Genomic DNA, 13,330 nt, shown 5'->3' on the forward strand with positions numbered 1-13,330 from the left:
TTATCTATAAGCAGTAAATAAAACTACTACGTCTTCATTTTGAACATCATTTGGTTGTACTCTTAGGATGGGATTAGTGCTATTGTTTGTAATAACACCGTTGGTATAAGTAACATTAATTGTAAAACCATCTGCAGTAAAACCTGTAAAAGCACCACTTATTACACCCAAATTATTACCATTTTGATCGCCATAACGTAAACCTATACAATTACTACTACTGGCAAATCTTGATATATCGTTGATAGAGTTACCATGTGCGCCTATGTAAATAACCTGTTGCGTTATGCTATTATCAGTATTGAGTCTTGCAAAACCATTCATGGTACCGTGTGAATTACCAATACCTCTAACATTGTTACCAATACCACTATCTGCATTTAAATCTAAAGTTTCCACATTTGCGTGTGCAACAAACGTGACTTGACTGGGTTGAAATGGAATAGAAGTAACTGTTGCTATTCCTGAAGACGTTACTATAAAGAAACCTGTATAAACATTAACAGATTCTGATATCCATTGCGTGCCATCATAGGTTTTTGTTACACGAGTAGTACCGCTAGTATCGAACCAAACATCACCTTCAAGAGGATTAATTGGTGCTACGTTAGCAGTTGTAACTTGGTTATTTCTTATAGTTTCTAAGGTTCCTTTATTATCTATCACCCTAACTTCTTGAGCGTTGGTTGTTGTAGTTGCAACCAACGCTAAGACTATTAAAAGTATGAAATTATATGTTTTTAGTAAGGAACTTAACATCTATGATTTGGGTTTTGGGTAGTTATTTTAGTTAATCCACTGTACTTCAAAAACATCACCATTAAAGATTTCCCAATCGTTTGGTGCTGTTGTACTAGGTACTAATGTTACTACACCAGCAGCTACTGTATAATCTACATTTGCCACTAATTTAGCACCATTTCTGTATACCCATACTTTTTGATATATAGCTGGTATAGAACCATCTGCAAGTGCAGGAGCTGTTCCGTCTGCTGATGCTGTTGCTGTTAATTGTCCAGCCGCAACAATATCAGTAGCTAATAATTTTTTTGTTTCACCTGTAGCTTCATCTCTAACTAAAACGGTCCATCCTGTTCCTGTTGCTGTTGCAGCAGTAGAACCGTCAGTAGCATCGGTAGACGGTGCATCTGTAGTAGTATCAACCAACTCTAAACCATCTAAAGCAAATACTGCTCCTGAAGCATCAATAAATGTATCATCTGTTAAAGTTCCTCCTAATTGCCATGTAGATACAATACCACCATCTGGGGTTGCATCAGTTAAAAGTGTAATACCATTTTTAACTTGTAAAAACTTTTTAGTTCCTTTATTATCAATAACTCTAATGGTACCATCAAGTGTTGAAGATCGTCCTACATCTTCTGTTTTTCCGACATCTCCTGTAGTTTGTTGTGCATTACCTAAGCTAAAGGTTAAAATAGCTATTAATGCTAATCCTAATTTTAAAAAATTCTGTTTCATGTGTTCTGGGTTTAATTATCTATTATATATTCTTGCTATTAATTTAATTGTACTATTCGTATTTCGTCGCCTTGAAAACATGTGGCTTCTGGTTCTACTTCTATTGTTGTTGCGTTTATTATTGAAAATGCTACACGAGCACCATTTCTATAAACATCTAGTTTATCAATATCTGTTACTATTCTTGGTGGCGCAAATTGTGTTTGACCATTGCTTGCAACAATAACTACTTGTTCTTGAGTTACTAAATTTGTTGTAGAGACTTTCTTTAAAACACCAGATGTGTTATCCACAACTACAATACTATTATTAGAATTATCTAAAATTGTATCTTCTAATCCTTGAATTGCTAATGTGTTTAAAGTATTAGTAGTAATTACAGTAGGATTAATTAAATTACCTCCTAATTGTATTGTATTACTTGTAATAGAAAGTCCATTATTTACAGCTATACTTTGATTTAACGGCACCCAGTTAGTACCATTATACGTAAATATGTCTCCAGTAATTCTATCGACATAAATATCACCTGCTAAAGGATTTTGAATTGAGGTATTTGGTGGACCATTGCCACGACGAGGATTAATATTTATTGGTAACCACTGGTTACCATCCCAAATACTTACTATATTATTTGTATTATTAAACCAAAAATCACCGACAGTATTGTCTATAGGTGCAGAATTGCGTATTCTTATATTTGGAGCATCACACAAGTTTTTCCAAACAATACCATCAAAAGCAAATACACATTGTATATCTGTATTGTATACTATTGCACCTTCCAACGGAATTAATGCATCGATTTCTACCTGAGACAATCGCGTTATCACTAAGACTTTGTTATTACTTTCTAATTCTAAGACGGAGTTGGAATCTATTAGAGATGGATTATCTCCAATTTTTACCTGAGCTAACATCAAGAAAGGAAAAGCAAACAAAAATAGAGCTGGGGCTAATATTTTATTGTTTATATACAATTCTGTAAAAGGTTTAAAACATTTATTATACGATTAAGACACATACTTGTAAGTAAAGTCACTTTTTTTTAAAAAAATAAAACTTTTAACAAAAATAGATGACTAGAATGTATTTAAAAGTCAATTTTAGATAGGATAAAATAAATGTAGACGAATGACTAATACCTATAGTTTAATTGTTTATGCTAAGTAGTTAAAATAAACAAAGGGAGGCTTTTTGTAAAAAGCCTCCCTTTGTTATCAAGTTGTAATATGTTAATACATAAAGTAGTTATTTTATTTCCATACTAAAAGGAAACAATAACTGTACGCCTTTTTTTTCTGTTAAACGCTTTACTTCTTTGATAAGTTTATAGTTTTCTTCACCAAGTTCTTCGGCTAAAATTTGTTCTTTAGCCTTTGCTAAACCAAAAGTTTCTAACATTTCATCTAGATTCTTTTCAAAAACTGGATACTCTCTAATTTTATAATCTTCAATTTTTGCAGCTTCAGCAGCATGTTTTAGGGCTACATCTAATCCTCCTAATTCATCAACCAAACCGCGCTGCAAAGCATCATTCCCTGTCCAAACGCGTCCTTGTGCAATATCTTCTACTTGTTCTGATGTTAAGTTTCGGCCATCTGCAACTCGTTTTGTAAATAAGCTGTACACATCAATTATACCTTCTTTTATGTATTTATGTTGATTTTTGTTGAGCGGTTCAAAAACACTGTAAGTAACTGCATTGGCATTAGTTGCTACTTGTTCTGCATTAATCCCCATATCATCAGCAAGATTTTTAAAGTTTGGTAATGTACCAAATACACCTATACTACCTGTAATTGTAGTAGATTCGGCAATTATTTTATCTGCATTGGCAGCAATGTAGTATCCTCCAGAGGCAGCCAAATCTCCCATAGATACAATAACAGGTTTTACTTTTTTAGTCAATTCTATTTCTCTCCAAATAAGTTCGCTAGCTAAAGCACTTCCTCCAGGAGAATTTATTCTTAAAACAATAGCTTTAGTGCGCTCATCGTCTCTTGCTTTTATTATAGACTCATTTATTGTAATATGTCCTACTATACCTTGTTCTCCTTCGCCATACATAATATCACCTTCGGCATAAATAACTGCAATTTTATTTTCACTTGATTTTGCTTTTAATTTAGGCGATACATGTCGTGCATAATCTTCTATTGTAACTGTTTTTAATTTTTTATCCTGTGCAGTTCCTGTTGCTTCTTTTAACCCATAAATATACTCGTCGTAATACGCTATTTTATCAACTAAATTAGAATTAACAGCTAATTGTGGTGTTCTGGCTAACAAACTATCGGCAATTATATTTAATTGTTCTGTAGGTACATTTCTAGATGCTGATACCTCTTTTTTCATTTCAGACCATAATCCGTTTAAATATACTGATATTTGTTCTCGATTATTATCGCTCATTTCATTTTCTAAAAATGGCTCTACAGCACTTTTGTATTTACCATGGCGCACCACTTCCATTTTTATGCCAGATTTTTCTTGAAAATCTTTAAAATATAAACGCTCTGTATACAATCCTTTAAACTCCATCATCCCTACAGGATTAATATAAATAGTATCAGCAATAGAACTTAAATAATAGTCTTTTTGCGTATATATGTCGGCATAAGACACTATAAATTTACCAGATTCTTTAAAATCCAACAAAGCATCACGAAGTGTTTTTGTTTGCGTAATACCAGCCATAATAAAATTATTTTCTATAGAAATACCTTTTATTTTATCATCTGTTTTCGCATACTTTATAGCATCAACTAAATTAAATAAGCCATTTTTCTCATTCTCATTTAAAAAAGGATACTCCTTAAAAATTGTTTTTCCTGCATAATCGTTTATGGGAAAATCTAGTTTAAGCTCTAATACAGAATTCGATTTAACTTGAACCACATCTTCCGAAGCCCCGCCAAACAAGGCTCCAATAACAATTAAACCCAGAAAACATAATCCTAAAAACACAAAAATTCCCACTACTGTAGAAAATACTCTTCTTAAAAATCCCATTACTCTTAAATTTTATTCGTTAGTCTGAAAAAAGAAAAAATGTTACAATTTATTTACAATTGTATCATTCAACATAAATTTTCAATTCTGCAAATTTATTAAAACTTCACTTAAAGAATTCATAACTTCGCACTTTCATTTTTCGATTATACTAAAGAATGATACACATTCACGAAAAAACATTACAAGATTTAGAGTTTCAAACGGTATTGCAACAGGTAAGCGAGTTGTGCATTACACCTTTGGGAAATGCTGCTACATTAAAAATACTTCCGCTTAAAACCAAAGAAGATTTACAATTTTCCCTAAATCTTACTAATGATTACGTATCATCATTTTATAATGACAACCGTATACCTAACCACGGTTTTGATACTATTGCAAAGGAAATTCAACTCTTAAATATAGAAAACACCTTTTTAGAAGTTCATGGATTAAAAAAAATTGTATCTATATCTTTAACGGTTAATACTATACTAAAGTTTTTAAAAAAGTTTGAAGAATATTACCCTCATTTAAATAAATATGCGTCGCATATTGAGGTTACAAAAGTTTTAATTGAGAAGATAGATGCTATTGTAGACAGGTTTGGTGATATAAAAGACAATGCATCAGACACTTTATACGATTTACGCAAATCTATAAATAAAGTAAAAGGTAAAATAAATCAGAGTTTTGCATCTGCATTAACTACCTACCACAATCTGGAATATTTAGACGACATTAGAGAGTCTGTGGTAGAAAACAGACGTGTTTTAGCTGTAAAAGCCATGTATCGTCGCAAAGTAAAAGGCGCTATAATGGGCGGTAGCAAAACAGGAAGTATTGTATATATTGAACCTGAGACTACACTACAATACACGCGAGAACTCAATAATTTAGAATACGAAGAACAAGAAGAAGTTGTTCGTATTTTAAAAGAAGTTACCGATTTTATGCGTCCGTTTTTAACGCTTCTTAAAGATTACCAAACGTTTTTAATTGGTATAGATGTAATTTCGGCAAAAGCAAAGTATGCTAAATCTATGAATGCTATTCTTCCTGAAATTTCGGAAGATAGAAGCATGTATTTACGTGATGCCTACCACCCACTACTCTATTTAAATAATTTAGAGAAGAAAGAAAAAACATTTCCGCAAACACTATCTCTTAAAGAAGGTAGTAGAATTATTGTAATATCTGGCCCAAATGCTGGTGGTAAAAGTATCACCTTAAAAACTGTTGGTTTACTACAAGTTATGTTGCAAAGTGGCATGCTAATTCCTGTACATGAACGTAGCACGGTATGTTTATTTGACAGAATTTTAAGTGATATTGGCGACAACCAATCTATTGAAAATCATTTAAGTACATATAGTTACCGTCTAAAACAGATGAACTATTTTCTTAGAAAGTGCAACAAAAATACCTTATTTTTAATTGATGAGTTTGGTACAGGTTCTGATCCTGAATTGGGTGGCGCATTAGCCGAAGCATTTTTAGAAGAGTTTTATCATAGAGAAGCTTTTGGAATTATCACCACACATTATTCTAACTTAAAAATTTTAGCTACAGAATTACCACATATGATTAATGCTAACATGTTGTTTAACGAGCGCACTCTAGAGCCTATGTTTAAACTTATTGTTGGGCAAGCTGGTAGTAGTTTTACGTTTGAAGTAGCGCAAAAAAATGGTATTCCATATTCGTTAATTAATAGAGCAAAAAAGAAAATTGAACGTAGTAAAGTACGTTTTGATGCTACCATTGCGAAGCTACAGAAAGAGCGTTCTAGATTAGAAAAAACAGGACAATCTTTAAAACTCAACGAGAAAAAGAAGATTGAAGAGGCTGATAAATTAGAAGAGATAAACACCAAAGTACAAAAGAAACTTGAGAGCTATCAAGAATTATATGATAGCAATCAACGTTTGATTTATTTAGGACAAAAAGTAAATGATATTGCCGAAAAATACTTTGAAAACAAACAAAAGAAGGCCTTAATGGGCGAACTTTTTAAAGTAGTACAAATTGAAAACTCTAAGCGAAAAAAAGTTTCGGCTAAACAAAAGAAAGCTCAAAAAGCTAAGGAACAGCAGGTAAAGCAAGAAGCCGAAAAGAAGGTTAATGTTATAAGAAAAAAGAAAAAAGCAGCAAAACAAAAAGCAGCAGAAGCACCACCAAAACCAAAACCCATTTTAAAAGTAGGCGACCGTGTGCGTATGCACGATGGTAGAGCTGTTGGTAGTATTGATAGTATAGAAAAAAACAAGGCCAATGTAAATTATGGTATGTTTACTACCAATGTAGCTTTGGATTTATTGGAACTGGTAGAGGCTGTTAAAAATTGAGTTTGTTGAGTATTTCTACTTAAAAAAACATTAAGTAGAACTCGTTTTATTAATAAATTATAATGTTTATATCTTTGTATAATGACGTTTAATATACCCCAAAACAAGCAATTAATTCTATTTGATGGGGTGTGTAACCTTTGTAATTCTTCGGTACAATTTGTAATTAAACACGATAAAAATAATCAGTTTATGTTTACCGCTTTGCAAAGTGAAGCAGGACAAAAAATCATCAATCATTTTAATATTGACACTAAAAAAGTAGATTCAATTTTATTATTTACTCCAAAAAAAGGAATTGTTTCTAAAAGTACTGCAGCTCTAAAAGTGGCCTCTAAACTAGGGTTTCCAATCAATATTTTAAGTGTTTTTCTTATTATTCCCTCTTTTATTAGTAATTGGGTTTACGATTTTATTGCAAAAAATCGTTATAAATGGTTTGGCAAAAAAGAGGCCTGTATGATACCAACACCAGAATTGAAGAATAAATTTTTAAGCTAATTTGTATCTAAAAACACTAGCTCTTTTCTAATACAACGCAACCTTTATAAGTTTCACTCATCTACAAAGAAAATGCTTTAAATCATGATAAATAGATTAGCCTACTTTATAATAATTACTCTATATGTTTGTTGTAAAACTGAAGATGATGGGCTACCAGATTGTTCTGCCGTTTCATGTGTAACTCCATTTATTCTTATAGACTTAGTTGATAATACCACAAAAGACAACATCATTCTTCAAGATAATATTTCTAATACAGCTATTGTTATACTAGACGCTTCTGAAAATCCATTTGAATTTACTATTATCAAAACTAAAGGGTTGTTATATATTGAAAAAAAGAGTGCATCTGACTTTTTAGAAATTCGAATAGACTCTCAAATAACAACCAGTCTATCTTACAACACATCAACACCTAATACTAATGAATGCTGTGATTTTGGTGATCTTATAGACGTACAAGTAAACAGTAACACTTTTAAAGTGGAAGATAACACAGTTACTGTTTATTTATAAAAAATTATTTCTCAAAGCCATTAAAATAATTTGCTTAGAGTTAAACTCATCAAAATTAGCTTTTAACTCATTTAAAAGTATCGATTACTCATTGTTCGTTTTTTAATGTTTTGAATGTTTCTAGATTTAATCAAAACTTAAAAACAACTAATCATGAAACTATTGTATATAGTATTACTTTTGTGGACCTCAACTATCTTTTCTACTACTAAAAACCCCACAACTTCCTCAATAAAAGCAGTAACCGTTTTTGTTGACGGTGCACAAATTACCAGGTATTCTAAAATAACATTGCCAGAAGGCACAACAGAATTTTCGTTTAACAAATTGTCACCGCATATTAAAGAAAATAGTATTCAAGTTTCGGGATTAAACGGTACTTCTATCCTATCCATTAACTATGCTATAAATCATATTACAAAATTTGATAAAACCGAAACTGTAACACAACTTCAAAATGATATTGAAGCACTTAATGATGCTATTCGCTTAGAGCAAGATATAATGGAAGGCTACACTCAAGAAATAAAAATTATAGAAGAGAATCGAAAACTTGGTAATGATAATCAAGTGGTAAGCTTAGAAAAATTAAAACAGTTTGCAGCGTATTACCGACAGCGCATTACTGAATTGAATACATTACTAAACAAATCGTTAAAGAAAAATAGAACCTATAAATCACAGATAGAAGATATAAAAAGACAGTTGGTAGAGTTAAATGTAGACGATAATATACAAACTGGAGAAATTAAAGTAAAACTAACTTCTAACACTAAAAAACAACTCAACTTAGTTATAAAATACAATGTTACTAATGCAGGTTGGTTTCCTATTTACGATTTAAAAGCTAAAAGTATCAATGCACCTTTAGAGTTATACTATAAAGCGCATGTATACCAAACTACTGGTGTAAGTTGGGATACTGTAAAATTAACGCTATCTACTAATGATCCAAATACTAATAATATTAAACCCATTATGGATACTAAATATTTAAATTTTGTAAGCAATTATAAGCAGCAAAACGTAACAAAACGTTACGAGTTTAAACATAATCCTTTTGTAAAACATGTTAGCGGTACTATTACTGATGCCAGTGGTTTACCATTACCAGGAGCAACTATTCTATTAAAAGGCACCTCTATTGGAAGTGCAACAGACTTTGATGGTAATTTTTCACTTGATGCAAAAGGAGCAAAAGAGTTAGAGGTGTCGTATTTAGGATATGTAACAACTACAATTCCCATTCACTCAAGTATTATAAATTTAAGTTTAGAAGAAGATGTTAGTGCTTTAGATGAAGTTGTGGTTGTGGGTTATGGTACTAGCAATGGTAATGGCTATGTATCAAGTACAGCATCAGTTTCCAGTGTTTCAAATATTAAAATTAGAGGTGTAGGTTCTATAAAATCTAAAGGCACACCACTTTATGTTATAGACGGTACCATTAAAAATGAAAAAGAGTTTAAAAGTATTAGTGAAGATATGATAGTACATGTTGATGTACTTAAAGGAAATGCTGCAACAGGTATTTACGGCAGTAGAGCATCTAACGGTGCGATATTAATTACCACAAAAAAAGGTAATTACACGTCAAATGGTGATATTATTTCTCACGGTATTTCTAATACAAGTTTTGAAATTCAAAAACTATCAACTATAACTTCTGATGGAGACGTAACTGTTATAGAAATTGATAACTTTAAGTTACCTGCAACCTTCTCATACTTTACAGCACCAGTAATTAATGAAAACGTGTTTTTAACTGCTAAAATTGCAAACTGGCAACAACTAAATTTATTACCTGGTGAAGCCAATATTTATTTTGAAGACAGCTATTCTGGTATAACAAACATAAATCCTTATGCTACTACCGATAGCCTAACTGTATCTTTAGGTGTAGATCCTAATGTAGTGATTACAAGAAAACCTACTAATAATTTTAAGAAAACAAACTTTATCGGTAATAATAGAATAGTTGAAAAAGGATATGACATTGAAATAAAAAATAATAAAACTTCTGCTATTGATATTGTGATTGTAGATAGAATTCCTATTAGTCAAAATAAAGATATTAAAGTAGATGATATTGACTCAGGAGACGCTGATTTTAATCCTAAAAAAGGCATATTAACATGGAAAACTAGAATTAAATCAGGTACTACACAAAAACATCAATTTTTATATAATGTGAAATATCCTAAGTATAGAAAGGTTAATTTGTAATATATTTATTGCCAATAGTTCTTTTTATTAATCATAAAACTAGAAGTATTTACATTGATTATAGTTTACAATGCTAGCCAAATTATTGCGCTAAGCCCAAAAACTTGTTATGGTAAAATAAGAACATAAAGCTAATAACAACACACTTAGTAACGTCATTAAATGTCTTTGACCTTTAATTATATGACGTATTCCTATGACTAAAAAAACGAGTTGAGCAATGAGAAAGGTTATTGTAAATAATTCCGAAAAAAAGGTTACCAAACTTAAGTTTATATTGTAATTACTTATTAACCAAAGAAGTATAAAGTAACATACAATTACAAAATTTATAATAGTTATATTTTTACTATGCGTTAATTTATACATCCTTTAAAATCATCTTTAAATTGGTATATACCGCTTTTTCCATATCTGTATATGTGCCATCTGCAAAGGCCATAAGCTTAACATCTGCAAACAAGTCAGCTAAATCATTCCTATAATAATCATGCGTTTTAACAGCTTCAATAATATGTTGAATACTTTGATAATCGTTATCTTTTTCAAATTGACTGTAAACACGTTTGTAAACAGATTTATCTACACGACTTAAAATATATGCTTTCTCTTTCCAAGTCTCATTTAAATCAGAATGAGATACATAAATTAAAATATAGGCTAATAACTCGTCTTTAGTCCACGTTTTTGGTTGCGACATGTCACCAGAAGTTAAGGCGCCGTATTCTGTCCACGACCCGTCATAAACCGAAATATTCTTATATCCTGAAAGTTCTGCACCCAATGCAAGTACACAAGCCGTAATTCCAGAACCACAAGAAAAAATAATAGCATCATCTTTTTCTGCTAGCATATAAAATGCTTTTGCTATCTCTTTTTTTGATTTGAATTTACCATTTTCTAAAAGGTTAGTAAAAGGTAAATTAACTGAGTTTGGTATTGCACCACGGCGCAACCCTTCGCGAGGTTCTGGCACTTCGCAATTAAAACGTGTTCCAGATCGAGCATCAATAATGTTATGTGTTTTATCTGTTGATGCTTTATCAATAGCATTAAAAAAGGTCATGAATCCAGACTGAAGTTTTGCTTCAAAGTCTCCTTTTTTACCATCATAGTCATTCATGTACTCCGTTGGTAAGTCATGCTTTTGCCATTCTGGAAAACCACCATCTAATATAGCAATATTAGTAAACCCAAAAGCTTTAAACAACCACCAAACTCTAGCGCTTGAGTAAATACCTTTATCATCATAAACCACAATGGCACTATTAGAGAATATCCCTAAGTTTCTTGCTTCATTTTGAAATTGAACTTCTGAAGGAAAGGCACTAGGAAATGGATTTGTAGTATCACTAAATTTTTGTTTAATATCAAAAAAACGGGCATTAGGAATTTGAAGCGACATAGCGTTAAACACTTTGGCGATAGTGCCATCTAAGACCACCAAATTCTCAGCTTCTAAATTTTCATGAAGCCATTGTACGGAAACTATAGGTGTATTTAAGCTAATGTGTGTTTTAGACATGAATGTAATTTAAAAGAATAGCTTAAAATTAAATAAAAAAAACGAATTATTATTTTACATCCTCATAATGATCGTTCCATTCTTTAGGTTTAGGGTCGTGTAGTTTACCTAAAGACTTTGCAACAAGCATGGATACAGTAGCATCTCCAGTAACATTCACTACAGTTCTACACATATCTAAAGGTCTGTCTACAGCAAAAATAAGTGCTAAACCAATGGGTAATAATTCCGCTGGAAAACCAATAGTTTCTAATACAATTACAAGCATAACCATACCTGCACTTGGTACGGCAGCACTACCAATTGAAGCTAGTAACGCCGTTAGAATAATAAACAACTGATTTGTAAAAGTTAACCCTTCTGGCCATACAACTTGCATAATAAATACAGCTGCAATACCTTGATACAAACTTGTACCATCCATATTTACTGTAGCACCAACAGGCAATACAAAACCAGACACCTCTTTATCTACACCTAAGTGCTCCTCTACACGCTCCATGGTTACGGGTAATGTAGCAGCACTACTACTTGTAGAAAATGCCAATAATTGCGCTGGACTAATTTGCTTTAAAAACCACATTGGCGACTTTTTGACAAATGTACCTACCAATAAAAGGTAAAAACATATCATTAAAGCAAGACCACCAAAAACACAAAACGCGTAATATAATAGTTTAACTAAAATTTCAGTATCATCAAATGCTATAATAACATTGGCTAACAATGCAAACACCGCATAAGGTGCAAAAAGCATAATTAAATCTACCATTTTCATGACTACTTCATTTAAAGAGTCGAAAATATCTATTAATGGTTTCGCTTTCTTTTCACTTATTAAAAGCAAACAAATACCCATAAAAATAGCAAAGAAAATTACTTGTAGCATTGATGCGTCTGCAAAAGCTTTAAATATATTACTTGGAAAAATATCAACAAGTGCTTGTAGTGGGCCAGCATCTTTTTGTGCTGCTGCTTTCATTAATTTATCGGTAACACCTGCATCATTTTCATACTTTATTTTTATTTTTTCTATAGTTTCTACAGGCATGCCTGCACCGGGTTTTACCAAATTTACTATAGTTAAACCAATTATTATAGCTACCAATGTAGTGGCTACATAAATACCTATAGTGCGCAATCCCATTGATTTTATTTTAGAAATATCTTTTAAATCTGATATTCCTTTTATAAGAGATGCTAAAATTAAAGGTACTGCAATAAGCTTTAAAAGGTTGATAAAAATAGTACCAAATGGTGCAATCCATTTTGTTATAAAAATAGTACCGCCATCTACTGTATTCATTATAAAACCAAAAATGATTCCGAGAATCATACCAATAATAATTTTCCAATGTAGTGCAAGCTTCTTCATAAAATATAATAGATTATAACTTTTGAATAATGAATAATAAAAATTCGTTACAATATATATAATTCAGTAGATAATTTGAAACTTAGTAAACGCTTTATTCTAATAAATTAAACGATTATAATAATTTGATAGTATTAATTCTAAATTGATTAATAAACGCTTTAAATTTTTATAGAAAACAAATTGATGGTTTCAACATTTTAGATAAAATGTAATACATAAAATAACCTTAGCAAAAATTACATAACTGTAGGGTTACCTATAATTTGGCAGATAGTTTAGCCCCGATTGAAACGGCATCCTTTTTTGTGCTTTGTAAAATACCTAAATACTTAGGAAAGTTTATAACAAAAGCGG

The 13,330-nt window shown here is 31.3% G+C and carries 10 protein-coding genes; 4 read left to right on the forward strand and 6 right to left on the reverse strand.

Going from position 1 to position 13,330, the window contains the following annotated elements:
- The 4 genes from ACKGJY_RS03230 to sppA all read right to left on the reverse strand — a co-directional run bounded on the left by ACKGJY_RS03230 (nt 1) and on the right by sppA (nt 4,497).
- The gene (locus tag ACKGJY_RS03230; RefSeq protein ID WP_413972405.1) at nt 1-759 is read right to left on the reverse strand and encodes a hypothetical protein; all 759 of its coding nucleotides are present in this window, start codon (nt 757-759) and stop codon (nt 1-3) included.
- Nucleotides 760-786: 27 nt separating this feature from the next.
- Complete coding sequence (locus ACKGJY_RS03235; protein WP_413972406.1) at nt 787-1,482, reverse strand: hypothetical protein; 696 nt, start codon at nt 1,480-1,482, stop codon at nt 787-789.
- A 38-nt stretch (nt 1,483-1,520) separates the two neighbouring features.
- On the reverse strand, nt 1,521-2,405 hold the full coding sequence (locus tag ACKGJY_RS03240; RefSeq protein WP_413972407.1) for a hypothetical protein: 885 nt from the start codon (nt 2,403-2,405) through the stop codon (nt 1,521-1,523).
- Nucleotides 2,406-2,733: 328 nt separating this feature from the next.
- Nucleotides 2,734-4,497: a signal peptide peptidase SppA gene (gene sppA / locus ACKGJY_RS03245; RefSeq protein ID WP_413972408.1), complete on the reverse strand. Its 1,764-nt coding sequence runs from the start codon at nt 4,495-4,497 to the stop codon at nt 2,734-2,736.
- 158 nt (nt 4,498-4,655) lie between these two features.
- On the opposite strand from sppA, the gene ACKGJY_RS03250 reads away from it, so the two are divergent.
- The 4 genes from ACKGJY_RS03250 to ACKGJY_RS03265 all read left to right on the forward strand — a co-directional run bounded on the left by ACKGJY_RS03250 (nt 4,656) and on the right by ACKGJY_RS03265 (nt 10,073).
- The gene (locus ACKGJY_RS03250; RefSeq protein WP_413972409.1) at nt 4,656-6,827 is read left to right on the forward strand and encodes an endonuclease MutS2; all 2,172 of its coding nucleotides are present in this window, start codon (nt 4,656-4,658) and stop codon (nt 6,825-6,827) included.
- A gap of 81 nt (nt 6,828-6,908) precedes the next feature.
- Nucleotides 6,909-7,328, forward strand: a complete 420-nt coding sequence (locus ACKGJY_RS03255; protein ID WP_413972410.1) for a thiol-disulfide oxidoreductase DCC family protein — start codon at nt 6,909-6,911, stop codon at nt 7,326-7,328.
- An 84-nt stretch (nt 7,329-7,412) separates the two neighbouring features.
- Nucleotides 7,413-7,847: a hypothetical protein gene (locus tag ACKGJY_RS03260; protein WP_413972411.1), complete on the forward strand. Its 435-nt coding sequence runs from the start codon at nt 7,413-7,415 to the stop codon at nt 7,845-7,847.
- A gap of 153 nt (nt 7,848-8,000) precedes the next feature.
- Complete coding sequence (locus tag ACKGJY_RS03265; protein ID WP_413972412.1) at nt 8,001-10,073, forward strand: mucoidy inhibitor MuiA family protein; 2,073 nt, start codon at nt 8,001-8,003, stop codon at nt 10,071-10,073.
- A 361-nt stretch (nt 10,074-10,434) separates the two neighbouring features.
- On the opposite strand, the gene ACKGJY_RS03270 is transcribed toward ACKGJY_RS03265, so the two are convergent.
- Nucleotides 10,435-11,598: a sulfurtransferase gene (locus tag ACKGJY_RS03270; RefSeq protein WP_413972413.1), complete on the reverse strand. Its 1,164-nt coding sequence runs from the start codon at nt 11,596-11,598 to the stop codon at nt 10,435-10,437.
- A gap of 49 nt (nt 11,599-11,647) precedes the next feature.
- Entirely contained in the window at nt 11,648-12,973 is a 1,326-nt protein-coding gene (locus tag ACKGJY_RS03275) for a dicarboxylate/amino acid:cation symporter (protein WP_413972414.1), read from the reverse strand.
- Nucleotides 12,974-13,330: the final 357 nt, after the last annotated feature.

It is taken from the genome of Hyunsoonleella sp. 2307UL5-6 (genome assembly GCF_047345485.1).
GTDB lineage: Bacteria > Bacteroidota > Bacteroidia > Flavobacteriales > Flavobacteriaceae > Jejuia.

Coding starts and splice junctions, on each gene's coding strand:
- ACKGJY_RS03230 (WP_413972405.1), bottom strand. CDS start 759: ATGTTAAGTTCCTTACTAAAAACATATAATTTCATACTTTTAATAGTC.
- ACKGJY_RS03235 (WP_413972406.1), bottom strand. CDS start 1,482: ATGAAACAGAATTTTTTAAAATTAGGATTAGCATTAATAGCTATTTTA.
- sppA (WP_413972408.1), bottom strand. CDS start 4,497: ATGGGATTTTTAAGAAGAGTATTTTCTACAGTAGTGGGAATTTTTGTG.
- ACKGJY_RS03250 (WP_413972409.1), top strand. CDS start 4,656: ATGATACACATTCACGAAAAAACATTACAAGATTTAGAGTTTCAAACG.
- ACKGJY_RS03255 (WP_413972410.1), top strand. CDS start 6,909: ATGACGTTTAATATACCCCAAAACAAGCAATTAATTCTATTTGATGGG.
- ACKGJY_RS03260 (WP_413972411.1), top strand. CDS start 7,413: ATGATAAATAGATTAGCCTACTTTATAATAATTACTCTATATGTTTGT.
- ACKGJY_RS03265 (WP_413972412.1), top strand. CDS start 8,001: ATGAAACTATTGTATATAGTATTACTTTTGTGGACCTCAACTATCTTT.
- ACKGJY_RS03270 (WP_413972413.1), bottom strand. CDS start 11,598: ATGTCTAAAACACACATTAGCTTAAATACACCTATAGTTTCCGTACAA.
- ACKGJY_RS03275 (WP_413972414.1), bottom strand. CDS start 12,973: ATGAAGAAGCTTGCACTACATTGGAAAATTATTATTGGTATGATTCTC.